This is a genomic window from Bosea sp. NBC_00550 (genome assembly GCF_026020075.1).
Taxonomy (GTDB): Bacteria; Pseudomonadota; Alphaproteobacteria; order Rhizobiales; family Beijerinckiaceae; genus Allobosea.
This window is the reverse complement of record NZ_CP102772.1, coordinates 2,599,252-2,621,592: the sequence shown is the minus strand read 5'-3', so window position 1 is coordinate 2,621,592 and position 22,341 is coordinate 2,599,252. Positions and strand designations below refer to the sequence as shown.

At 64.2% G+C, this 22,341-nt stretch carries 21 protein-coding genes; 12 read left to right on the top strand and 9 right to left on the bottom strand.

Annotated features, from left to right (window positions below; genetic code table 11):
- Positions 1-77: 77 nt before the first annotated feature.
- From NWE53_RS12535 to NWE53_RS12510, 6 genes are all read left to right on the top strand, one after another.
- Complete coding sequence (locus NWE53_RS12535) at positions 78-1,172, top strand: hydroxyacid dehydrogenase (protein ID WP_265054594.1); 1,095 nt, start codon at positions 78-80, stop codon at positions 1,170-1,172.
- 9 nt (positions 1,173-1,181) lie between these two features.
- Positions 1,182-2,006 carry a sugar phosphate isomerase/epimerase family protein gene (locus NWE53_RS12530; RefSeq protein ID WP_265054593.1) on the top strand — a complete coding sequence of 275 codons (825 nt, stop codon included), beginning with the start codon at positions 1,182-1,184 and terminating at the stop codon, positions 2,004-2,006.
- A 229-nt stretch (positions 2,007-2,235) separates the two neighbouring features.
- The gene (locus NWE53_RS12525; protein WP_265054592.1) at positions 2,236-3,291 is read left to right on the top strand and encodes a Gfo/Idh/MocA family protein; all 1,056 of its coding nucleotides are present in this window, start codon (positions 2,236-2,238) and stop codon (positions 3,289-3,291) included.
- A 66-nt stretch (positions 3,292-3,357) separates the two neighbouring features.
- Entirely contained in the window at positions 3,358-4,341 is a 984-nt protein-coding gene (locus NWE53_RS12520) for a Bug family tripartite tricarboxylate transporter substrate binding protein (RefSeq protein WP_265054591.1), read from the top strand.
- 2 nt (positions 4,342-4,343) lie between these two features.
- Positions 4,344-4,787 carry a tripartite tricarboxylate transporter TctB family protein gene (locus tag NWE53_RS12515; protein ID WP_265054590.1) on the top strand — a complete coding sequence of 148 codons (444 nt, stop codon included), beginning with the start codon at positions 4,344-4,346 and terminating at the stop codon, positions 4,785-4,787.
- 9 nt (positions 4,788-4,796) lie between these two features.
- A complete protein-coding gene (locus tag NWE53_RS12510) occupies positions 4,797-6,305 on the top strand; it encodes a tripartite tricarboxylate transporter permease (protein WP_265054589.1) in 1,509 nt (502 codons plus the stop codon).
- A gap of 74 nt (positions 6,306-6,379) precedes the next feature.
- Here the strand turns inward: NWE53_RS12510 and aroQ are convergent, their stop codons facing one another.
- Positions 6,380-6,847 (bottom strand): type II 3-dehydroquinate dehydratase, encoded by a 468-nt coding sequence (gene aroQ, locus NWE53_RS12505; protein WP_265054588.1) that lies wholly within the window; start codon positions 6,845-6,847, stop codon positions 6,380-6,382.
- Positions 6,848-6,966: 119 nt separating this feature from the next.
- On the opposite strand from aroQ, the gene NWE53_RS12500 reads away from it, so the two are divergent.
- From NWE53_RS12500 to NWE53_RS12490, 3 genes are all read left to right on the top strand, one after another.
- On the top strand, positions 6,967-7,887 hold the full coding sequence (locus NWE53_RS12500) for a sugar phosphate isomerase/epimerase family protein (RefSeq protein WP_265054587.1): 921 nt from the start codon (positions 6,967-6,969) through the stop codon (positions 7,885-7,887).
- 25 nt (positions 7,888-7,912) lie between these two features.
- Entirely contained in the window at positions 7,913-8,608 is a 696-nt protein-coding gene (locus NWE53_RS12495; RefSeq protein WP_265054586.1) for an RraA family protein, read from the top strand.
- 81 nt (positions 8,609-8,689) lie between these two features.
- On the top strand, positions 8,690-9,667 hold the full coding sequence (locus NWE53_RS12490) for a LysR family transcriptional regulator (RefSeq protein ID WP_265054585.1): 978 nt from the start codon (positions 8,690-8,692) through the stop codon (positions 9,665-9,667).
- 33 nt (positions 9,668-9,700) lie between these two features.
- Here NWE53_RS12490 and NWE53_RS12485 read toward each other — a convergent pair whose 3' ends face one another.
- The 8 genes from NWE53_RS12485 to NWE53_RS12450 form a co-directional block, all read right to left on the bottom strand.
- Complete coding sequence (locus tag NWE53_RS12485; protein WP_265054584.1) at positions 9,701-10,690, bottom strand: ABC transporter substrate-binding protein; 990 nt, start codon at positions 10,688-10,690, stop codon at positions 9,701-9,703.
- The gene (locus NWE53_RS12480) at positions 10,687-12,525 is read right to left on the bottom strand and encodes a thiamine pyrophosphate-binding protein (protein WP_265054583.1); all 1,839 of its coding nucleotides are present in this window, start codon (positions 12,523-12,525) and stop codon (positions 10,687-10,689) included. Before NWE53_RS12480 ends, NWE53_RS12485 begins: the two co-directional genes overlap by 4 nt.
- A 218-nt stretch (positions 12,526-12,743) precedes the next feature.
- The gene (locus NWE53_RS12475; protein ID WP_442865008.1) at positions 12,744-14,258 is read right to left on the bottom strand and encodes an aldehyde dehydrogenase family protein; all 1,515 of its coding nucleotides are present in this window, start codon (positions 14,256-14,258) and stop codon (positions 12,744-12,746) included.
- Between the two features lie 132 nt (positions 14,259-14,390).
- Positions 14,391-15,260, bottom strand: a complete 870-nt coding sequence (locus NWE53_RS12470) for a DMT family transporter (protein ID WP_265054582.1) — start codon at positions 15,258-15,260, stop codon at positions 14,391-14,393.
- Positions 15,261-15,378: 118 nt separating this feature from the next.
- Positions 15,379-16,236 carry a sugar phosphate isomerase/epimerase family protein gene (locus tag NWE53_RS12465; RefSeq protein WP_265054581.1) on the bottom strand — a complete coding sequence of 286 codons (858 nt, stop codon included), beginning with the start codon at positions 16,234-16,236 and terminating at the stop codon, positions 15,379-15,381.
- Positions 16,217-17,971: an FAD-dependent oxidoreductase gene (locus NWE53_RS12460; RefSeq protein WP_265054580.1), complete on the bottom strand. Its 1,755-nt coding sequence runs from the start codon at positions 17,969-17,971 to the stop codon at positions 16,217-16,219. Before NWE53_RS12460 ends, NWE53_RS12465 begins: the two co-directional genes overlap by 20 nt.
- A 9-nt stretch (positions 17,972-17,980) precedes the next feature.
- Entirely contained in the window at positions 17,981-18,967 is a 987-nt protein-coding gene (locus NWE53_RS12455) for a Gfo/Idh/MocA family protein (protein WP_265054579.1), read from the bottom strand.
- A 39-nt stretch (positions 18,968-19,006) separates the two neighbouring features.
- Positions 19,007-19,501 carry a nuclear transport factor 2 family protein gene (locus NWE53_RS12450; RefSeq protein WP_265054578.1) on the bottom strand — a complete coding sequence of 165 codons (495 nt, stop codon included), beginning with the start codon at positions 19,499-19,501 and terminating at the stop codon, positions 19,007-19,009.
- A gap of 319 nt (positions 19,502-19,820) precedes the next feature.
- Here NWE53_RS12450 and NWE53_RS12445 point away from each other — a divergent pair, with 319 nt between their 5' ends.
- The 3 genes from NWE53_RS12445 (at position 19,821) to NWE53_RS12435 (ending at position 22,265) form a co-directional block, all read left to right on the top strand.
- Positions 19,821-20,816 carry a Bug family tripartite tricarboxylate transporter substrate binding protein gene (locus NWE53_RS12445; protein WP_265054577.1) on the top strand — a complete coding sequence of 332 codons (996 nt, stop codon included), beginning with the start codon at positions 19,821-19,823 and terminating at the stop codon, positions 20,814-20,816.
- Between the two features lie 150 nt (positions 20,817-20,966).
- A complete protein-coding gene (locus NWE53_RS12440) occupies positions 20,967-21,389 on the top strand; it encodes a nuclear transport factor 2 family protein (RefSeq protein WP_265054576.1) in 423 nt (140 codons plus the stop codon).
- Positions 21,390-21,560: 171 nt separating this feature from the next.
- Entirely contained in the window at positions 21,561-22,265 is a 705-nt protein-coding gene (locus tag NWE53_RS12435) for an IS6 family transposase (protein WP_265054575.1), read from the top strand.
- The last annotated feature ends 76 nt before the right edge of the window (positions 22,266-22,341 follow it).

Genomic DNA, 22,341 nt, shown 5'->3' with positions numbered 1-22,341 from the left:
TGGGGAAAATCGCCCGCCAAGGACCAATTGGAATCGATCGTCGACACCGATTGTCCCAGCCTCCGGAAACGGCCCTCATGACTTCCAAGCCTGCCAATCTCGTCTATTTCGAACAGTGGTCAGACGATGGCGCAGCCTTGCCTATCCTGCGCGATGCGCCAGGGATTGCGCTGCGTCGGTTGAGTTACGCGACGCGCGAGGATGAGAACTGGGCGGCACTGGCCTGCGCTCACGGCTATCAGATCGCGGCACGCGTCGAACTCAGGCAACCCTGGTTCGGCACTGCCGAGCTGGTTCGCCGCTGCCCGAACCTGCTCGTCATCAGCTCGACGGGCGCGGGCTACGATGTCATCGACGTCGACGCCTGTACGAAGGCCGGCGTGATCGTCTGCAACCAGACTGGCTCGAATGCCCGCGCCGTTGCCGAGCATGCGGTCGGCCTGATGCTGGCGCTGTCGAAACGCATCGTGATGACGGACAAGGCCGTGCGCGACGCGCCGGACACGGACCGCTTCCATTTCACGGGCAACAATCTCCACGGCAAGACCGTAGGCATTCTTGGCCTTGGCAATATCGGTCGAATCACCGCGCAAATCTGCCGTGCAGGCTTCGACATGAATGTTATCGCCCACGATCCGCTGCTCGCGGCTTCAGAGATCGTTGCACGTGGCGCAAGGCCGGTATCCCGAGACGATGTCTTCAGCCAGGCTGATTTCGTCTCGGTGCACTGCCCGCGGGCAGACGACACTTTCGGCAGCATCGGCCAGCGCGAGTTCGCACTCATGAAGCGCAGTGCCTTCTTCATCAATACCGCGCGCGGGGGCATCCACCGCGAGGACGAGCTGGCCGCAGCGTTGAGGACAGGTGAACTGGCCGGGGCCGGATTAGACGTTTTTCTGCATGAACCGCCTGCACCGGACCATCCGCTAATGGCCTTCGCCAACGTTATCGCCAATCCGCATATCGCCGGGATGACCGCGGAATCGCTGGCCAGCATGTCGGAATACGCAGCGCGTCAATGGCTCGATGTTTTCGCCGGCCGCAAGCCAACACGATTGGTCAATCCCGCAGCCTGGCCGCTGTTCAGCCGGCGGTACGAGGCGACTTTCGGCACTGCGCCGGCCACGGCAGCGGCCCCGCCTGACCTCGCTTCTGTCCTCCCTCACGATTAGAGGCCTGCCGTGAAACCGCTCTCACTCGCACATCTCACGATCGCCGATGCAACGCCGTCAGAGCTCGCACTCGCCGCGGCCGGAGCGGGGTTCGGCGCCGTGGGATTGAGAATAACCGGCTTCACGCCGGAAGGCGTCGGTCCCGACCTCGTCGGCCGACGTGATCGCATCCGGAATCTTCGTGGCATCCTCTCCGATGGCGGGCTTTCGATCACCTCCATCTGCACCTACCGGCTCGTGCCCGAGCGGGCTGTTGCGGACTACACCGCCGTTTTCGAGGCGTGCCGCGAAATCGGCGCGCAGACCGTTCTGATAACCTGCTTCATCAACGACAAGGAGAGGGCCTTCGACATGATCGCGGCACTGGCCATGCTCGCCCAGGACTACGGGCTCCGGCTAGGGCTGGAATTCCTCAAAACCAGCGCGCTGCGCAGCCTCGACGCGGCTGAGGCCCTCCGTCGCGATGTCGGCGCCAGCAATATCGGCCACATCATCGATGCCTTGCATTTGTGCCGCTGCGGCCATGAACCAAGCGATCTTGCAAAGCTGATGTCGGGTTCGGTGTACGGCGTGCAGATCTGCGATGCGAGCCTCGTGGCGCCATCGCGCGATCTGGCTGCCGCGGAAGTGCGAAACCGACTTTATCCGGGTGAAGGCGAACTGCCATTGTTCGATCTGCTGGAATGCGCCGGTCCCGATGCTTGGCTCGAGATCGAGGCGCCTAAGGCCGAGCATGCCGGCTTGCCCATAGCGAGTCGAGCGGATTTGGCCTTCGAGTCCGGCCGTAGGCTGATGGAAGCCTATGGCATGCGCGAAGTGCGTCGCAGGGCGTAGGGACGCCGATCTGTGCAAACGAAGTGCTCTCGCTGCCGAACTCTCTTTGCTTTTGTGCAGCCCTGTATAATCGGACAAGTTGGCACCGTTGAGGGCCGCTCTGGAGATGGCGCATCCACTCTGCGGCAGTTTGCTCCTGCTGGATTGCTCCCGGCAAGTTGCTCCTGCATTGAGCCCTATCGGACCGGGCATGCTGGAAGAGTTTTCCGCTGATCGAGGATTGTGATCCATGCCACGCCGTTCCCGCCTCGCCTTGATCGGTGCCGGTATCATGGGCCGTCATCATCTGGCCGTGGCCATGGCCAATCCGGAGTTCGAGGTCGTCGGTGTCGCCGATCCGACTGCCGCCGCGCTGGAGGTTCATCGAAGCAAGGGTTTGGCCGTCTTCGAGGACCACCGTCGGATGCTGGACGAGCTGAGACCCGATTGCGCCGTCATCGCCACCCCCAATGCGTACCACGTCCCCGCCGCGGTCGACTGCATCGAGCGCGGCGTCGCCGCTCTCGTGGAGAAGCCGGTCGGCGACACCATGGTGGCGGTCCGGACACTGAGCGCAGCCGTTGCGGGAAGCGCGGTGCCGGTGCTCGTCGGGCATCACCGGCGCCACAACCCGCTCCTCAGGGCCGCGGCGAACCATGTCGCAGCGGGCGGTATCGGCAAGCTCGTGGCCACAGTGGGACTCTGGCTGAGGCGCAAGCCCGACGAGTATTTCCGCGAAAGCTGGAAAATGCAGAGCGCGGGCGGCGGCGTGCTCCTGATCAACACGATCCACGATTTCGATTGCCTGCGGATGATCTGCGGCGAAATCGAAAGCGTCCAGGCGATGACGTCAAACGCCACGCGCGGTTACGACGTGGAAGACACTGCCGCGATCTGCCTGCGCTTCGTTGGCGGGGCACTTGGCACGATCACCGTGTCAGATGCGACGGTGGCACCTTGGTGCTGGGAAATGACCTCCCAGGAGGACCCCCGCTTCGCGCATGTGCCCGAGAATTCCTATCTCGTCTGCGGTTCAACGGGCTCGTTGGCGGTGCCGACGCTGGAGAGCTGGTCGAACGCCCCAAATGGCGGCCGCGAGGCGGCGTTTTCGCGACAGCGTCTCTATTACGTCGCCGCAGATTCGATGACCGAGCAGATGGCGCATTTCGCGCGCGTCGTGCGCCGGGAGGAGCCGCCGCTGGTCGGCGTCGACGATGCCGCGCATACGCTCGCGGCCACGTTGGCGGTATCCCGATCGGCCAAGCTTGGCCGCGCCGTTTCCCTCGCGGAGATGCTGGAGGGCTGACAGCCCACGCGACACCAAACCACGAAAACACGGGCCAAGCCCGGGCTAGCAGGAGGAACCACCCAAATGACGATCGCACAGCCTTCCCGCCGTCTTGTGCTCGCCGGACTCGCCGGCAGCGTGCTGCTCGCGGGGCCGGTGCAAGCCGCGGATTATCCGAACCAGCCGATCCGGCTGGTGGTCGGCACGGCCGCCGCCGGCCTCAACGATTTCGTGGCCAGGCTGGTCGCGCCGATCATGGAGCGGGAACTCGGACAGCCAGTCGTCGTCGACAACCGCCCGGGTGCAGCCAACAAGCTCGCGCTTGGGCTCGTCGCCAAGGCCCGGCCCGATGGCTACACGCTGCTCGTGTCGAGCTCGGCCGTGTTGGCGACGGCGGTGACGCATGCCTCCATGCCTGCCGATCCGATCAAGGATCTCGAGCATATCAGCATGATCGCCGATGGGTCGTTCACCTTCACGGTCAACTCGCAGGTCCCGGCGAAGAATGTGAAGGAGTTCGTCGCGCTGGCGAAGAGCGAGCCGGGCAAGCTGAAATTCGGGGCGAGCGGTTCCGGCAGCGCCATCCATCTCGCCGGGGAGGTCTTCGCCCAGCGCACTGGCATCAAGCTGGTCGCGGTTCAGTATGTGTCCGCGGGACAGCGTGTCACGGATCTCCTCGCCAACCAGATCCAGATGAGCATCAACGCCATCCAGGTCACGGGGCCGCACATTAAGACGGGTGATCTGAAGGCGCTTTTTGTCGCCAGCACGGTGCGCGAGCCCGGCTTCCCCGATATTCCGACTTCGGTCGAGCTCGGCATTCCCGATGTCGACAAGGTGTCCAACTGGTTCGGACTGCACGCCCCTAAAGGCACGCCTGCAACGGTTCTCCAGGCCCTTCATGCTGCGGTCACCAAAGCAGTCGCCGATCCCGGCGTTACCGAGAAACTGGTTGCCGGAGGGCTGCGACCGATCGGCGACAAGCCAGCCGACTTCCTGGCGCGCCTGCAGGGTGACGAGAAGATTTTCCGCGAGGCAGCAGCCTCGGCCAACATCCGTGTGGATTGATCATGGAAAGGATCGTCAAGAACCGCGACATCGCGGCCGGCCTCATCGTCATCGCGATGGCGCTCGCATTCTTCTATTTCGGACTGAGCCTGCGTTACGGCCAGGCCAGCGCCATGGGGCCCGGCTATCTGCCGCGCATCCTGAGCTTTCTCATGCTGGTTCTCGGCATCGCGATCCTGATCCGCGGCCTGCTGAACCAGGCCGAGCCGTCTGAGTGGCCGAGCTGGCGCGCGACCTTCGTGATCGTGCTCAGCCCGATCGTCTTCGGTGTGCTCGTGCCGACGATTGGCATGGCAATCGCCGTCGTCGCCACCGCCCTGTTCGCCCGCCTGGCGCAGAATCTGCCCTGGCGCTGGTCCACGCTCTTGAACCCCATCCTTCTCTCGCTCTTCAGCTGCGTGGTCTTCGTCTACCTGCTGAAGCTTCCGATCAAGCTTTGGCCTTGAGAGCGCATCATGGATTTCCAGTTCGACAACCTGATCTTTGGTTTCTCGCTCGCGCTGACCTGGCAGAACCTGCTCTTCTGCTTCCTGGGCTGCCTGCTCGGGACGCTGATCGGCGTGCTCCCCGGCATCGGGCCGCTGGCGACGATATCGATGCTGCTCTCGATCACCGTCTATTTCCCGCCGCTGACCTCGCTGATCATGCTGTCGGGCATTTATTACGGCGCTCAGTACGGTGGCTCAACGACGGCGATTCTCTGCCGCATTCCAGGTGAATCCTCCTCCATCATCACCTGCCTCGACGGCTATGAGATGGCCAAGCAGGGGCGCGGCGGCGCAGCGCTTGCCACCGCCGCGCTGGCTTCGCTGTTTGCCGGCATCGTCGGCACGCTCGTCATCACCATGTTCTCTCCTGTACTCGCGAAGGTCGCGGTGTCCTTCAATGCGCCCGAATATTTCGCACTGATGCTGCTCGGTCTGATCTCCGTCGTCGTCTTTAGCCAAGGCTCGCTGCTCAATGCGCTTGCGATGGCTTGTGTCGGCGTGATGCTCGGGCTGGTCGGCAGCGATATCGAGACCGGAACCTCCCGTTTCACCTTTGGCGTGACCGAGCTCTCGGAAGGGCTGAACCTCGTGGCGGTCGGCATGGGGTTGTTTGGCCTCGGAGAGATCATCTCCAATCTCAGCCGGCACCATCGCGGCGAGGACATCGCCGTGATCGAAACCGTCGACCGACTCTGGCTGACCGGCGACGAGTTCAAGCAGGCTGCGCCGGCAGCTGTCAGAGGCACGGCCATCGGATCGACGCTCGGTCTGCTGCCCGGGGGAGGGGTGCTGCTCAGCACCTTCGCGGCCTATATCCTCGAAAAGAAGGTCAGCCGGACGCCAGAGCGTTTCGGCAAGGGCGCGATCCAGGGCGTGGCATCGCCCGAAGCCGCGAACAATGCGGCAGCGCAGACCTCGTTCATCCCCTTGCTGACGCTGGGCATTCCCTCGACGCCGACGATAGCCCTGCTGCTGGGCGCGATGCTGATCCAGGGTGTCCAGCCGGGCCCCCAGATCCTGACGGAGAAGCCCGATCTGTTCTGGGGGCTGGTGGCGAGCATGTTCATCGGCAATGCGATGCTCGTCATCATCAACCTCCCCATGATCGGGCTCTGGGTCAGGCTCCTCAAGATCCCCTATGCGATCCTGTTCCCGGCAATCCTGATCTTCTGCTGCATCGGGACCTTGTCGCTCTCAAACAGCATGACCGACCTCGTGGTCATGTCGGGCTTCGCATTCCTCGGGATCTTCCTGATGGCCTTCGGTCTTCAGCCGGTCCCGATGCTTCTGGGCTTCATTCTTGGCCCCTTGGCCGAGGAGAACCTGCGCCGTGCGCTGGTGATCTCCGATGGCAGTTTTGTCTCGCTGCTCTACCGCCCGATCACGCTGGGGTTGATCTTGCTGACGGTGGTCATGCTGCTGTCGGTCCTGATACCCGCCATCCGCCAGCAGAAGGACGCGCAGGACAGCGATTGATGCCCGCGTGAATGGACAAAAAACCGGCGCCCTTGCGGGCGCCGATTTCGTTTCAACGGCCTATGACCGGAGCGCTATTTGCGAGCAAGCGCGTGCGGCGAGATCAACAGCTTGATCGCTTCCATCGCGACGAGATATCCGCTGGCGCCGAACCCGAAGATGACGCCGGTCGCGACGGGCCGGACATGCGAGAGATGCCGGAAGGCTCGGTCGGCATAGCGATACGAATTGTTGAAGTGCAGCTCGATGATCGGGCAGCTCAGAATGCGCAGGGCATCGGCGATGGCGATCGAGGTGTGCGTGAATGCGGCCGGATTGATGATAACTCCGTCGACCTTGCCGACCGCCTGCTGGATCCAGTCGATCAGCTGCGTCTCGGAGTTGGACTGGCGAAAGTCGACGGCCAGTTCGAGCGCGTCGGCCTTTTCGCGTACGGCGGCTTCGACCTCGGCGAGGGTGGCGCGACCATAGATCTCCGGCTCCCTCACTCCGAGCATGTTCAGATTGGGGCCGTTGAGGCAGAGCACGGTGGACAACGACATGGCGGAGCGTCTCCAGACACGACAATGAAGGGCCGGCCGAGCGATTTCGGCGGGCGAACGAGGATTAGGCCCTTCGCCATTGCGCTTCCAGAAGCGCTTCGTTCTCGCTGCCAGAACGAATGTGCAGGATCCCCGCCGCAACGAAACCATCTGACAGGAGAAGCCAAACCGTATTTTGCGCGGGCGGCCGGCTCTGTCAGACATCACAGCCGGCCTCAAGAGGAACGCCCATGATCTCCGTTTCGCATTTGACCGCGCTCGACGCCCCTCCGGAGGATTTCATCATGGGTGCGGCCGCGGCGGGATTCACCGGCGTCGGTCTGCGCATCATGCCACCGAAGCATGCGCCGGGGCGGTATCCGGTCGTTGGAGACGCGGCGCGGATCGCTCTGCTGCGTCGAATGGCTGACGATGCAGGCATCCGGATTTTCGAGGCCGAATCCTTCGGCATCGATGTCGATACCAATCCTGGCGACTTGCTGCCCGCGCTCGAGGCTGCGTCCGCGCTCGGCGCGCGTTTCGTGGTGTCAGGGGGAATCGATCCCGACGAGTCGCGGCTGGCGGCGCGCTATGCCGAGCTCGCGGAGCATGCGCAGCGCTTCGACATCGGAGTGGTGATCGAGTTCATGCCCTCCCGGCCGATGCGCTCGCTCGAAGACGCGCTGCGCGTGCTGGCGCGAGCGGCGCATCCCAATCTGAAGCTGCTCATCGACACGCTTCACCTCGCCCGGTCCGGCGGCACCGTCGCCCAGGTCGCGGCGCTCGATCTCGCCCAGATCGGGTATGTCCATCTCTGTGATGCGCCGGCAGCGCATCCGGGCCCTGACGGGTTGACGCCTGAGAGTCGCGAAGGCCGCTTGTTTCCTGGTGAGGGCGAGCTGCCCTTGGCCGCGCTCCTGGCGGTTCTGCCGGTCGACATGCCCCTCAGCATCGAGGCGCCCCACCGCGATCATGGTCGATTGCCGGCGCGCGAGCGCCTTGCGCTTGCCGGGCGCACCACGCTCGCTTTTGTGGCGGCCGCCCGAGCGGGCCGAAGCTGATCGATCGAACGGGGAGGGCGAGGACATGATCGAGGCCGGAGCGATCGAGGAGCTGTGCCGCGCGTTGGCGTTGATTCCCAGCGCCGTCCTGTCCGACGTGCTCGAGGCGGGCGGCCTGCGCGATCAGGTTCTGTCGTACGAGCTGCTCCGGCTGCGTGGGGATACATTTGCCGGCCCTGCGGTCTGTCTGTCGGGCAGCAGTGCCGCGCCGCCGGATGCCGGACGCTCCGCGGCCATCGTCTTCGAGGCCGACCGGGCGATGTTTGCGGGCTGCGTCGCCGTGCTGGCGACCGACCGGCACCGCGTTGGGGCTGCGACAGGCGGCAATACGACGGCAAGCTGGGCCGAGCATGGCTGCAGGGCTGTCGTGACAGACGGTCTCGTGCGCGATCTCGACGCCATGACCGGTCTGACCGTCCACGCGGCCGGGCGCACTCTGCCCAACACCAAGGGACGCTGGGCGTATCACGCGCTTATGGTGCCCGTCAGGTTGCCTGGCCAGACGACGGAATGGGTGACGATCGCGCCGGGCGATATCGTTCATGGTGATGGTGACGGCGTCATCGTCATTCCCCGACATCTGGCGCGGCGCGTGCTTGCCGACGCCGGCCAGACCCTGAGCGAGGAAAACCGAATGATGGAACGCATCCGCGGCGGGGTCGACCGCGAGATCGTCTATCGCGAGGCGCGACGTTTCAATCATATCGCAATGTACGCGTGACGATTCCGCCTTGCGCAAAAGGAGACTGTTCGCAGCCGCTGGCGGCGGTATGATCGACGGCAGAAGACTACAAAACCAGGGGTGGACGCCATCAATCTTCGCCAATTGCGATATCTCGCCAAGACGATCGAGGTCGCCAACATCACGCGCGCTGCCGAGCAGCTTAACGTGGCTCAGCCGGCGCTCGGCCTACAAATCCGCCAGCTTGAGGATGAACTCGGCGTGCCCTTGCTCATGCGGCACTCGCGCGGTGTCTCAGCCACCGCGGCCGGCAAGGTGCTGTATGATCGGGCCTGCGAGATCCTGCGCGCCGTCGAGGATGCGAAACAGGAGATCAAGCGGTTCGCCGGTTCGATTAACGAGAGCGTGCTGCTGGGCCTGACACCTGGCATCACCAATCTGGTTGGCGCCGAGATTCTGGTCGAAGCACAATTAGATCTGCCCAACGTGCATCTCAGCATCACCGAGGAGATGAGCTATGTGCTGGTCGAGGCGCTGGAGCGCGACGAGATCGACATGGCCCTGGCCTATGAGGTGGCAGAGCGCCCCGGGTTCATCCGCATTCCGTTGATCGAGGAGGAGATGCTGTTCGTCAACGCTGCCGGACCGACGGATTTCGCGCAGGACAGCATTGGATTCGCCGAGGCGCTGTCTCATCCGCTGGTTCTGGCCGGCGAACGTGATCCGGCGCGGCGTATGGTGGCGGCGGCGGCGGAGAAGCACGCCCTTCCGCTGAAGATTGCGTTTGAGGCGTCCTCCATCGGCATGATGAAGAGCTTGATCGCAAGTGGAAAGGCCGTCGGGATCATGCCGTTCGGCAGCGCCGCGGACGAGATTCGCAGGGGCGAACTTTCCGCCCGGCGGATCCGGGATCCACTCATCATCCGTACGCTCTATCTGGTGCGTTCCAGCCGGCGTTCGCCCTTTCGCGCCGAGCGTGACATCCTCGATTTCATACGCAGGATCACGACTCGCTTCGCTCTCGACCTGGGTCCGCTGGGAAAGAAGCTCGCCGGCCTCGAAAGCTCGCATCCCGTCGAGCCGGGTGCGAGCAAGTGAAGCCACCGCTCTGACGCGCTGGCCTCTGTTGCTTTAAATCTTGTAGGCTTCGGTCGTGCCGGGATGAAAGAGTTCGTCCACATCGACAAGCCTGCTCGAGATTCCCTGAGCGTGGTGATAGCCCACGAAGGCCTCCAGCACGTGCCGGTTAGCCGGCAGGCCATAGCTCCAGAAATCCTGGCCCATGAAGCTCTTGGCGCGCCTGATCTGCTCCTCAATGAAGGGCAGTGTCACCTTGGTGGCGGAGGTATCGGCGAGATGATCGAGCGCCTGCTGCTTCGACTGTTCGAACGCCTTCAAGACGGCCATGGGCAGCCATGGGTGCTGTTCGGCGATCTCTCGGCGAACGCCGATCAGATGCATGATTGGAAAGATCTTCGTGCGCCCATAATAGGCCATGGCCTCCGCGGTGGGGTCCTCGAACAGCCAGCAAAGGTCGGGATTGTCGGGCGTGAAGCTCGTCGGCGCTCGCGGTCCCATGAAGGCGTCGATCTCGCCCGATGCGAGCATGTCCCTCAATGTCTGGGTCGGCCCGATATCCGCCACCGTGACACCGGGCGGCAGCGCGATCTTGACCTTTTCCAAACGGCCTGGCTCTTCCAGCCCGCCGCGTACCCAGCGAATGTCCGACAGTTTGACGCCGTATTCCTCAAGCAATGCACGGGTCCAGACATTGGCGGAGAGCTGCCATTCGGGCAGGCCGACGCGCTTGCCGACAAGATCCTGCGGCCGTTTGATTCCGGCATCCCGGCGGACGATGATCGAGGTGTGGCGGAACGCACGCGAGACGAAGGCGGGGACACCCACATAGGGGCAGTCGCCGCGCGATGTGCGAAGCACGAAACTGCTCAACGACAATTCGCAGATGTCGAACGCTTCGTGGCGCATCGCCCGGAAGAACATTTCCTCTGGCGAAAGCGTCATGACAACGGGGTCGACTCCGTCGATCTTAACGGCGCCGTCGATCAAGGGGCGGTTGCGGTCATAGTCGCCGATCGCGAGGGAGAGGCGAAGCTGGGTCATGACTTCTCGGGTCCGGTGGCGCGAGTGAGCGAGGCGACCATTGCCGGCGTGTAACCGGGCTCGGTGCGAACATCGACGACGGCTACCCCGCCCTGATCGACATGCACGATGGCGCGGCGAAAGACTGCTTCGAGTTCCGCATTGTCCTTGATCGGCCCAATGCCGAGAGCACCTTGCGCCGTCGCGACCCCAGCGATGTCGACCTCCGGATCGGAAATGCGCTGACCGATCCATTTGTTCTCGACCGGCCGTCCGCGCATCCGGGCGACGCGCTCCTGATGGACCTCGTCGTTGAAAAAGGACTGGTTATTGGCAACGATGATCAGCAGCGGAATGCGGTAGTGCACCGCGGTCCAGACGGCCGTCGCACCCATCAGGAAATCGCCGTCACCGCCGATGCAGATCGGCAGGCGGCCGCTGTCGCGCAGTGCCAATGCCGCGCCCACGGAAATGCCCGGACCGCCGCCGATGCCGCCGCCGCCGTCGGAGCCGAGGAAGTCGAGCGGGTGGCGGAAGGGCCAGAAGGCCCCGTCCCAACCCAGGGGCAGGTGGACGAAAGACACGTCGCGCCCTTCCACCGCCGATTCCAGGCCGGAAGCGAGATGGGCCATCGTGACCGGGCCGCCGGTCAAGACAGGCAACTCGACCGCCTTGGACTTGCCCGCATGCGGGACTGAAGGGGCCGATGCCGCCGGCAGGCGCTCGAGTAGCCGGGCGACAGCCTCGTCGGGGTCGCAGGCCAGCATCAGGTCGATCGGCGGCAAGGCTTGATGATCCATGCTCCAGCCGTTGTGAAGAACGTGATCCTGCGAGATCTGGATGATCGTGGGTGTGGGCGCCTGGTCCGGGAAGGCCGCCGAAAGCGTCCCGGCAAGATCGACCCAATCGAGACTGATCACGACGTCGGCCTCGCTCAAAACCCTGCGGGCCTCGGGCACTGCGTAGATGCCGGGGGCGCCGGCATGGAGCGGGTGGTCGGTCGGGAAGGCCGCGCCGATCTTCAGATCGGTGAGGACAAGCGCGCCGAGGCGCTCGGCCAGATCGATCCGCTGCCGCCAGGCGCCGAGATCGCGAGAAACCCGCCCCGCCAGCATGACGATGCGCTTGGCGCGGGCCAGACGCGTAACGATCTCGTCGATCTGCGCTTGCGAGGCGCTCACCGTCACCGGCGGACGATAGCGCGACGCACTCAGCGGCGGCAGCGGTGCCGACAAGACCTCTTCCTGCAATCCGGCGTCGAGATTCACATAGACCGGCCCCTTGGGCGCGGTCTCTGCGATCCACGCGGCGCGAAGGATGGATTCGCGCGCAGAGGCGGCGGAGGCAGGCTGGTCGTCCCACTTTGTGTATTGCCTGACGATAGCGCCCTGATCGCGCGCCGTGTGGATCCACTCGATCCATGGTCGGCGATGGGAGGCGTCAACGGGCCCGGTGGCACCGAAGAGAATGACAGGCATCCTGTCGCACCAGGCGTTGAATACCGCCATGGTCGCGTGGAACAGGCCGACATTCGAATGCGCCGCCGCCGCCATCGCCTTGCCAGTCACCTTGGCATAGCCATGGGCAATCGCCACGGCATGCTCCTCGTGGAGGCAGAGCAGCAGCTGCGGCTTGGTATTCCCGAGATGGTTGACCAGACTGTCATGCAGTCCGCGAAAGCTCGCGCCCGGATTGATGGCGATATACGGGATGTCGAGCGAGCGGATCGCCTCCGCCATGACGTCGCTCCCGAAAGCGACGGCCGCCTTCGTCAGGCCTGCGGGCTGCTCGACCGCGGCAGGATCGACCGCGATCGATAGCGCGGTGTTATCGCGTTTGCCCTGGGTTTGGGTCATGTCGGGACCGCATCCTTTACGTTTAAGAACTGTCGCGCGAAGGCCGGAGCCAGGAGAGTTCGCTGCTCGAGGCATATCGAAGCGAATGGTCGTTGCGATCAAAGACCGTTGTTCTTGGTCTCAAGTCAGATTTTGTTTGGGCGGGACGCCGGCGCGCGCAGCGGCCGCCGGAGCGGGGGGCGAAACCCGCAATGTCCCCCCGCATCCCCAACGGAGTTTCAGCTTTGCGTCGAAAAGCGGATGTGGATGTTCTTTTCCTGGGTGAATGACATGAGTTCCTCCAGACACTCCTCGCGCCCGAGGCCGGATTGCTTCACGCCGCCGAACGGCGCGCCGAGAAAGTGCCGGCTGACCTCGTTCACCCAAACGAAACCGGCCTCCGTGGCGGTTGCTGTCCGCATTGCGGCATTGAGATCGTTGGTCCAGATCGAACAGGTCAGGCCGACCTCGACCGCGTTGACCTCCGCCATCATTCTGGCCTCGTCGCTCCAGCGGAGCACAGAGAGTACCGGTCCGAAGATCTCCTCGCGTGCGATCGTCATCTCTGGCGTGACATCGGCGAAAACGGTCGGTTCGATGAAAAGCCCGGCGGCGAGCTCACTCGAATCGGGGCGGCCTCCGCCATAAACCAGCCTGGCCCCTTCGGCTTTGGCGGTCTCAATGAAGCCGAGGATACGCTCGTATTGAGCTCTGCTGGCGATCGCCCCCATGGTCGTGCTCCAGTCATCGGGCCTGCCAGGCTTGAAGGCGACAATCCGCTCGATCAGCTCGGCCAGCACGGCGTCATGCAGGCTCTCATGCAGGAAGGCCCGGCTGGTCGAACCGCAGGACTGACCGCACCAGGCGAAGTTCATCCCTGCGATCATCGCATCCGCGACCTGGGCGGGGTCGGCATCGGCGAAGGCGATCAGCGCGTTCTTGCCCCCGAGTTCGAGCAGGACGGGCTTCACGCGTTCGGCTGCGCCCCGCATCACGGCCCGTCCGGCCCCGACACTGCCGATCAGCGCGATCTTGGCGACATCAGGATGGGCCACCAGCGCCGCCCCGGCGTCGCGTCCGCCGGTGACGACGTTGAACACGCCGGGCGGAAACAGGTTTTCGACGAGTTCCGCCAATCTCAGCGCCGAGAGCGGTGCCTGCTCTGGCGGCTTGACCACGATCGTATTTCCCGCCGCTAGCGGTGCGGCGGATTTGCCGGCCGCGAACATGAAGGGATGGTTGAAGGGGATGATGCGGCCGACCACGCCGAGCGGCTGCCGGATCGAGACGTTGAAGCGATCCGGCCCCATCGGGATTGAGGCTCCCTTCATCTCCGTCACCAGGCCCGCGAAAAAATCGATCTGGGCCGAGGCGATGTCGGCATCGCCGACCATTGCGCGAGCCGGGTTGCCGCAATCGACTGCATCCAGCAAAGCGAGTTCCCTGGCGTTGTCACGGACGATCTGGGCAAACCGGCGCAACAGCTTGGCCCGTGCGAGCGGAGGGGTGTCGCGCCAGCCCGGAAAGGCCTCGCGTGCCGAGCGGACGGCGGCATCCACGTCGTTCGTATCGGCATCGGCGCAATGTCCAAGCGATTCACCGCTGCCCGGGCTCGTCACCTCGAAGGTCCGGCCGGAGGCGGGCCGATGCCACGCGCCGCCATGGAAAATCCCACGCTGCGCCGGCAGCGTCGCGGCTGTCGGCAGGCTCTCGCTTGCCGCGCTGGAGAGTTTGACTGGTGTGCTGCTGGCCAAGGCGGAGCCCCTCCCGGAGAAGATTGCTATGTCAGGCGGCTTAGGCGCTCCTTCCGGAATCGTCCAAAATCACCTTCGTCTGCCTGTCAGACGCATTTTGTTCGAGACCTGCACGCCGGCTTGCGAAGGGCGTCACAGATCCCTGCGGCGCGGCGGCGCACGTCGCAGGAGATAGAGAACGGTGGCGACGACGATCGCGGTTCCCAGCAAGACATGCGGTTTGGGCTGGTCGCCGAAGAGCAGCGCGCCGACGATGAGACCCCAGACCAGTTTGGTGTACTGGATTGGTGCGACAGTAGCCGCAGGCGCGAGCCTCAGCGCCTCGACCATCAGGAATTGGCCGGCAGCCATCGACGCTCCCGACAATAGGATGATCGCGAGGTCCACCAGATCCGGCAGCCGTCCGATGAACAGCGCGACGGGCAGGCCGACGATGAAATGGGCCGCCACGACCGCCGCGACCATCATGAGGCGCGGCTCCTGCCCGGCGATGGTGCGCAAAAGCAGTACGACGCAGGCGCTGATGCAGGCGCTCAAAAGCGCGGCGGCATGCCCCAGCGACAAGGGTGAGCCGCCGGGCCGGACCATGATGACCATGCCGCAGAAACCTATGATCACCGCGATCCAGCGGGCGCGGTCGATGCGTTCGCCCAGAAGGGGCGCCGAGACCGCCGTCACGATCAGCGGTGTGCAGAAGATGATTGCGTAGACATCCGCCAACGGCAGCACGGAGAAGGCATAGATGTTGGTCAGTGCGCCCACGCCCGCAAGCAGCCCGCGTGTTGCCAGGCGGCGCGGGCTGTTGATGCTGGATAGCTTGAACTGTCCGGTCGCAAGCAGTGCACTGATGACGATGACGCCCGCAACGAGCGCCTGCATCGAAATGATCTGGAAAACTAAATATTTCACCGTCAGCAGCTTGGCGCATGTGTCGTTGATAGTGAAGATCGCCTGCGCCGTGAGCGCTATCAGCAGCCCGCGCGTGATTGGGGAGGCGCTCATGCCGATTGCGCCGGGTGCAGAGCCGCAACAAGGATCGCTCCGCACAGGGTGGTGCCAAGGCGCGGCTTCTGCCTCTCATCGTCACGACTCGGAAAGCCCCGCAGCCTCGCAGGCCTTGTCAGAGGGTGTGTTCTGCGATCAGCCACCCGAGCGATGCCATGCCGCGCCGGGCGCGCTCGGCCACCGGCAGGTGGGCATTCGCCGCTACGGGGATTTCGAGGGAGAGCGGCGTGCCGGCAGGCAACGCCGCGATGAGACCTAAGAGCGGAATCACGCCGTCGCCAGGAAGCAGACGTTCGCTGCGCGCCTCGTCGACGAGCTGTTCCGGCAGCGGCGCGGATGCGGCGGCGTCGCATAGCTGAAGGTGAGAGACGATTCCTGCAGGTAGGGCGGCCACATCGGCTACCGTCGCGCCCGAGCGATGGACATGCAGTGCGTCCAGGATGATGCGGGCATTCGGCGCACCGGCTGCCTCGATTACTGAGACTGCGTCACCAAGAGTGCGGATCGAGCGGAACAGCATGAATTCGATCCCGATCAGCAGATCGAACTCTGCGGCCACGGCGCAAAGCGCGGCAAACCTTTCAGCCGTCTCACCGTCCTGCATTCGGCCCGGGCCGATCGCCGGTTCGTAGCCGAGGCATGACATGCGCGACGCGCCGATCCTCGCCGCGATCTCGAATGTGCGGCGCAGCGCATCATCGGGCGGCTCATGGCCGAGCACGAGCGATTCCACGTCGAAGATTCCGACGCCGGTGGCTTTGCAGGCGCGTTCGATCGCGGTGACCATCGCCGGATCGTCAACGATCTCGAACTTCAGCGGCCTGAGCGCGCCCGAGCGCAGCGGCAGACCGACGGAGCCGAACCCGGCAGACGCTGCCGCTTCGATCAGGGCGACCGGCCCGGCATCGTTCATGCCGAGCTGGGCGAGCGAGATGTCGCGACGATTCATCGGCTTATCCTTGTTGGCGTGCATTCGCGGCCGCCGCGCGCTCCGCGATGTCGCTGGCGGCGAGATAGGCAAAGACCAAAGCCGGGCCGAGGGTGATGCCGGGGCCCGGATAGGTGCCGCCCATGATCGACTGCATGTCGTTGCCGACGGCATAGAGGCCGGCGATCGGTTGACCGGCATCGTCTAACACGCGTGCGCTGGTATCGGAGCAGAGGCCGCGGGCGGTGCCGAGATCGCCACTATAGAGCGCCACGGCATAGAATGGGCCGGCACTGAGTGGGGCAAGGCACGGGTTCGGGGCCACGCCGGGATCGCCCAACGCGGTATTGTGGCGCGAACTTCCCTTGCCGAAATCCTCGTCGCGGCCGGTCGCGGCGAAGCGATTACAGCGTGCGACCGTATCGGCCAGCGCACTGGGCGAGATGCCGAGGCGTTCTGCGAGTGCCTCCAGGGTCGGAGCCTGGAACAGGTAACCGGATGCGATCAGCGCGCGATTGGCGCGATGCGCCGGAAAAGGCCGGGCCAAGCCGAGCCCATAGCGGCGCAATGCGAGGGCGTCGCAGATCAGCCAGGCAAGCGGGCCATTCTGCAGCAGGGGTTTCAGGCTTTGAAGCGCCTGTCCGAAGCGATGATAGGAATCCGCCTCGTTGGTGAAGCGCTTCCCCTCGCGATCGATGGCGATGATGCCGGGCTTTGCCCGATCCAGCGTCAGATGCGCAAACGGAGTGATGTCGCCGTCACGGTCGTGGCGTAGCGAGACGGGTGTCCAGAAGAACGAGCCGGCCGCCTCGGGCCCGAATGCTCCACCGATTGATCGCGCAACAGCGATGCCGTCGCCGCGATTGGTCGCAGGCAGCATGCTCTGGTGCGGCGAGCTGCCGGATCGGCGCTCGGCCGCGCTCATCGCCTCGTTGCGCGCGAAGCCGCCGGTCGCCATTACCACGGCCTGGCGCGCGACGATGCGGCGGTGGCTGCCATCCGGCTGCGTCACGACAACGCCGTCGACGCGTCCCGACGCGGGATCTCGCACAAGACCGGTGACGGGCGAATTCAGGAACAGCGAGACGCCGCGCTCGAGCACTGTCGCGGCGAGACGCGCCACCAGAGCACTGCCGACGACGAGGCGCGTGCCGCGCGGCCAGCGCAGCCGGTCGCGGGCATAGCGCGCAATCAGCTTGGTGCCGCGCCAGGTCGCAGCGGCGTTGCGGCCGAACTGCAGCAGCGTCTGCACATCCTGGCGGTTGACCATCATCCCGCCAAAGACGAGATGGGTTGCGAGAGGCGCGCGCAGCTCCTTGAAGTGCAGCCCAAGGCGCCGGCCGTCGAACTCGCAGACATCGAGAACCCGGCTCGCCTCGACGGCGCCGTCCTTCTCGGGATGGTAATCCGGCGCCAGGCCGCGCAGCGTGTAGCGCAGATGGGTGTTGTCCTCGAAGAAGCGGAGCGCCTCGTCGGCATGGTCAACGAAAGCGACCCGCAGATCGGCTGGCGCCGCAGTCCCGACGACGTTGTCGAGATAGCGCAGCACATCTTCACGGGAGTCGTGCACACCGGCGGCGGCTGCTTTCTTCGTGAGTGGCAGATACATCGCCGCGCCGGAGAAGGCCGTGGTGCCGCCAAAGCAGTCGGCCTTCTCCAGAATGATGACGTCAAGTCCCTTGATACTAAGCGCCGCCGCGGCCGCTAGCGCTGCTGCACCGGAGCCGACGACGACGACATCGGCCTCCTCCGGCAGTTCGGGCTGGTTCCGCTTGGACATGGCGCGTGGTCAGGCAGCCTGCCGCGACTGGACACGCCCGGCGGGCGGGATTGCGACTGCCCGACAGTCCTCGATCAGCTTCTGGACGTTGAAATTATCCTCTGGCGTGACCCACAGCGGCGTACCGGTTTCGATCGCATCGACAAAATGCTCGAGTTCCCGAACGAATTGGTTGACACCGACGACATCGAGCAAGGCGACATCCTCGCCGTTCACACGGTAGCCCGTCGCGGTCAGGATGATCGCGCCACGATCGGTTTCCGCCTCGATCCGCAGCCGGCCGGCATCGGTGATCATCAGGCCGTCGTCGCAGACGGGGGGGTAGGGCGACCAGGAGCTGAACACGCTGGCCGTCACGCCGGATGGCGACACCAGCGAGGTGAAGAAGGTGTCCTCGGTCGGGGCGTCGAAATGGACGTTGTCGAGCTGAGCCATGCGCGGGGTCAGACTCTCCCCGACGAACCAGGTCGCGAGATCGAGTTGGTGGATGGCGTTGACCAGAAGGGCGCCGCCGATCACGGGTTCGCTGCGCCAGCCTGCCATGGAGGGCTTGCGGACATTGGTGGAGAGATGCACCCGGCGGATGTTGCCGAGGTCGCGCAGAGCGTCGAGAAACCCACGGATATGGGGGTTACAGCGCAGCAGATACCCCGGCATGATTGTCACCGGAACCGAAGCCGCAAAATCGGCCAACCGCCGAGCCTCCGTGCTGTCGGAAGCCATCGGCTTCTCGCACATGACATGTTTTCCGGCCTTGGCGAGGCGTTCGGTCAAGGCCGGGTGCAGATGTGGCGGCAAGGCCAGAGTGGCGGCCTCGATGCTGTCTAGATCGAGATCATCTATGGAGGCGAGGGCGAGGGCGCCGATTGCCGCTGCTTGTGCGGCGCAGCCGGCGCCGGGGTCGACGAGGGCGACGATCTCATGCCCCATTTTCGTGAGGGCTTCGACATGGCGCGAGCCTGCCCATCCAAGCGATCCGAAGACTGCAAATTTCATGGGGTTGATCCTCCTGCGAAATGGGTTGTGCGACAGGCATCAGCGCGTAGCTGCAGCCGGCTCGTCGTGCGCCGGCGTCGGCGCCATGCGCGGCAGTGTCGCCAGCGTGATAGAGAGGAAGCGCCAACCTGCCTCGGTGCGGACGAATTCGGTGGCGCAATCGCCGACGGCAGCTAGCCGGCCCGGCCCTTCGCGCCAGTCGGTGACAAGGATGAAGGATTTCCCAATGGCGTGATCACGGTCCCGCCCGGGCTCGATCACCATGTCCGTCTGTTGATGCCGAACGAGGCCCTTGAACATATCGCGACGGCCCTCCGCCATCGCAACGAGATTACCGCGACCCGACACCGTGCCTGCCGGATTGCCGAAGTTGCCGTGTTGCTTTGCGCCCGTATTGAGCCTCGTAAACGCGCCATCTTCGGCAAATAGCGCTGCCCAGTTCTCGGCCTCGCCATGATTGAAGTAATGGCAATACAGCGCATAAAGCCGCAGGATATGGCGCTCGTCTTCCACTGGAACGAAACCCCAGTTCATGGCCGCCTCCCGATAGCTGTTGGCGCATCATTGTGAAGCGCGCCGTTTCGTGCCGACATCGGATATCCCGGCGGCTGCTTGGCCTTCTCGATAGCAGCCGGATTTTGTTTCCGTCCAAGATGAACTGCGACTGCTTGAGATGTTGGCCGACTATGGCTTGTCGCGAAGCAGCGCTTGCCCGTCGGCGAGAAGCTTTCGTTTGATCTCCAGTAGGAAAGCGGTCTTTTCGCTCCCTTCAGCCCTTCGCTAGTTTGCTGGCTCCGGCGCTTGGCTCGACCGGTGCGCTGCAGAGAAAAAACCAGCCGAGGGGAGGGCTTTCATGACCAAATTCACGGTGACCCGACGCAGCCTGCTGGGGGCGTCAGCCGGTGGAGCGCTTGGGCTACTGGCCAAGCCAAACCTGGCCAAGGCGGCAAGCTATGCGACGCAGCCCGTGCGTCTCTTCGTCGGGACGGCTGCGGCTGGTACGGTCGATCTGGTCGCGCGGCTGCTCTCGCCCACCTTCAGGGACATGCTGGGCCAGCCCGTCCTCGTCGAAAACCGACCCGGCGCAGCAACGACGCTTGCCGCCGGGCTCGTCGCGAACGCCAAACCGGACGGCCATACGCTACTGGTTTCGAGCTCGGCTGCGCTCGCGGTCCATGTCGCCAGCGCGACCAAGCCTACCCATCTCATCAACGACTTGACCCATGTCGGCATGGCCTGCGATGGCGGCTTTATCTACGCTATCCACAAGGACGTGCCGGCGAAGAACTATGCCGAGTTCGTCGCGCTCCTGCAGCAGCAGCCCGGAAAATTCCGGTATGGGGCGACGGGAATCGGGGGCAACATTCATCTCTCCGGTGCATTATTCTGCCTGAACACGGGGACGCGGATGGTTGCGGTCCAATATGCGAATGCCGGAATGCGAGCCAACGAACTTCTCTCCAATCAAACCCAACTCGGTATCGGCGGAGGCGCTGTTCTCGGGCAGCACATCCGCTCCGGCATGCTGAACGGCCTGTTTGTCGCGAGCGAAAAGCGCGATGCGCTCTTTCCCGATCTGCCCACATCGGTCGAACTCGGCATCCCAGGCATGCAGAACATCACGAACTGGGTGGCTCTGCATGGGCCTAAGGGGATGCCTGCCGAGATCGTGCAGCAGCTCAGCCAGGTTCTGCAAGTTGCGCTGGCCAAGCCCGAGGTTGTGTCCGGTCTCGCCGCTAGCGGGCTCTTCACCACCCCGGGTACGCCGGAGGCGCTAATCGAGCGCATGAAGGTGGACTACGCCGTTATGGCCGACGTCGCCAAGCGCGGCGACATCCGTATCGACTGACGCGGTGGTGCGGCGCTTGTAGTAAGCTGTCCGAGCGCCCGGTGCGGTTCGACTCGTGGTGAAGCGTGATGCTGCCGGAGGTTGGAGGCGACGAGGTTAGCTGGAATCGGCGGCAGGCCGGCTGGTTTGAACTCGGGTTGAGAGCGAGCGATGCGCGACGGTAATACTATGCGAGAGGAGATCGAGTGCAGCCGTGTCTTGACGTCATTCGCCACCTATCTCGATCAGCGCCGCTACGATGACCTGATAGCTCTGACGACTCCGGATTGTTGTTGGTCGAGCAAGGGAGTGGCGCGTGGTCATGCGGAAATCCGCGAGCGCCTTGCGGCCCGACCAAGCAACCGCACGACTCTCCATTTGCTGACTAACCTGCAAGTCGAAATCGGCGACGATATGATTGCCCGGGCGCACTCCTGCATCTTGGTCTACCGCTTTGACGAGGATGGCCAGTTTCCCTTCCAGACGACCACCCCGCACACGGTCGCCCGCTGCGAGGATCTTCTAACCAAGGCGCTGGGACACTGGTTAATCATGGAGCGGAGAATGTCAGTGATCGCCCAGCAGTCCGACTAGTCGGGGGAATTGTGCGCCAGAGGCCGACGGGGCGTGAAGCTGAAGCGCAGCGCGACAATTTCAGGCGTGCTTGGGGCTTGAACACCGGGGCGGGTCGGACGCGCTGACAAGGAGCGCGATGGGCATTGTCACGGGAATGGCGATCTGAGCCTGCCACGGTAGGATAGTGGCATGCAGCCGATTTCCTACGCCCGTCACCAGTTCCCGCCCGAGATGATCGGGCACGCCGTGTGGCTCTACCTGCGGTTCACCTTAAGCTATCGCGATGTCGAGGAGCTTCTGGCGAAGCGCGGCCTCGACATCTCGTACGAGACGATCCGGCGATGGGTGCTCAAATTTGGCTGCAGCTATGCCCGCAACCTGCGCCGGCTGCGGCCGCAACCGGCAGACACCTGGCACCTCGACGAAATGGTGATCCGCATTCAGGGCCGGCACCTGTATCTATGGCGAGCCGTCGACAGCGAGGGCGAGATCCTCGACATGCTGGTACAATCGCGACGGGATAAGGGTGCTGCCTTACGGCTGATGCGCAAACTGCTCAAAAAGCTTGGCTTTGCTCCCAAGGTTCTGGTGACAGACAAGCTGCGATCCTACGGCGCGGCCCGGCGAGAGCTGGGGCTCTCGGCGCGCCATGAGCAGGGCATGCGTCGCAACAATCGGGCTGAGAACTCACACCAGGTGATCCGACGACGAGAGCGCAAGATGCAGCGCTTCAAGTCGCCGATGTCGGCGCAGCGCTTTCTCTCCGTACATGCCGCCGTCCACAATCTCTTCAACCTCGAGCGCAATCTGATCTTTCGAGCGACGCTGCTCCTCTTTCGAGTTGCGGTCGCAGCAGTGGCAAAACACGACCGCCCCTGCGTAAGCACGGCGTAGCACAGGGCGAAATCCGGCTCGTCGAGGTTCCCGTGACAATGCCGAAGCCGGTTCTGTTTTGCCCGCCAGCCGTGCC

Excerpts from the sequence above, each read along its gene's own strand:
- aroQ (WP_265054588.1), bottom strand. The coding sequence starts at position 6,847 with ATGTCGTTGTCCACCGTGCTCTGCCTCAACGGCCCCAATCTGAACATG.
- NWE53_RS12445 (WP_265054577.1), top strand. The coding sequence starts at position 19,821 with ATGACCAAATTCACGGTGACCCGACGCAGCCTGCTGGGGGCGTCAGCC.
- NWE53_RS12485 (WP_265054584.1), bottom strand. The coding sequence starts at position 10,690 with ATGACCCAGCTTCGCCTCTCCCTCGCGATCGGCGACTATGACCGCAAC.
- NWE53_RS12535 (WP_265054594.1), top strand. The coding sequence starts at position 78 with ATGACTTCCAAGCCTGCCAATCTCGTCTATTTCGAACAGTGGTCAGAC.
- NWE53_RS12520 (WP_265054591.1), top strand. The coding sequence starts at position 3,358 with ATGACGATCGCACAGCCTTCCCGCCGTCTTGTGCTCGCCGGACTCGCC.
- NWE53_RS12500 (WP_265054587.1), top strand. The coding sequence starts at position 6,967 with ATGTGCAGGATCCCCGCCGCAACGAAACCATCTGACAGGAGAAGCCAA.
- NWE53_RS12525 (WP_265054592.1), top strand. The coding sequence starts at position 2,236 with ATGCCACGCCGTTCCCGCCTCGCCTTGATCGGTGCCGGTATCATGGGC.
- NWE53_RS12440 (WP_265054576.1), top strand. The coding sequence starts at position 20,967 with ATGCGCGACGGTAATACTATGCGAGAGGAGATCGAGTGCAGCCGTGTC.
- NWE53_RS12515 (WP_265054590.1), top strand. The coding sequence starts at position 4,344 with ATGGAAAGGATCGTCAAGAACCGCGACATCGCGGCCGGCCTCATCGTC.
- NWE53_RS12435 (WP_265054575.1), top strand. The coding sequence starts at position 21,561 with ATGCAGCCGATTTCCTACGCCCGTCACCAGTTCCCGCCCGAGATGATC.
- NWE53_RS12495 (WP_265054586.1), top strand. The coding sequence starts at position 7,913 with ATGATCGAGGCCGGAGCGATCGAGGAGCTGTGCCGCGCGTTGGCGTTG.
- NWE53_RS12510 (WP_265054589.1), top strand. The coding sequence starts at position 4,797 with ATGGATTTCCAGTTCGACAACCTGATCTTTGGTTTCTCGCTCGCGCTG.
- NWE53_RS12460 (WP_265054580.1), bottom strand. The coding sequence starts at position 17,971 with ATGTCCAAGCGGAACCAGCCCGAACTGCCGGAGGAGGCCGATGTCGTC.
- NWE53_RS12450 (WP_265054578.1), bottom strand. The coding sequence starts at position 19,501 with ATGAACTGGGGTTTCGTTCCAGTGGAAGACGAGCGCCATATCCTGCGG.
- NWE53_RS12470 (WP_265054582.1), bottom strand. The coding sequence starts at position 15,260 with ATGAGCGCCTCCCCAATCACGCGCGGGCTGCTGATAGCGCTCACGGCG.
- NWE53_RS12455 (WP_265054579.1), bottom strand. The coding sequence starts at position 18,967 with ATGAAATTTGCAGTCTTCGGATCGCTTGGATGGGCAGGCTCGCGCCAT.
- NWE53_RS12480 (WP_265054583.1), bottom strand. The coding sequence starts at position 12,525 with ATGACCCAAACCCAGGGCAAACGCGATAACACCGCGCTATCGATCGCG.
- NWE53_RS12465 (WP_265054581.1), bottom strand. The coding sequence starts at position 16,236 with ATGCACGCCAACAAGGATAAGCCGATGAATCGTCGCGACATCTCGCTC.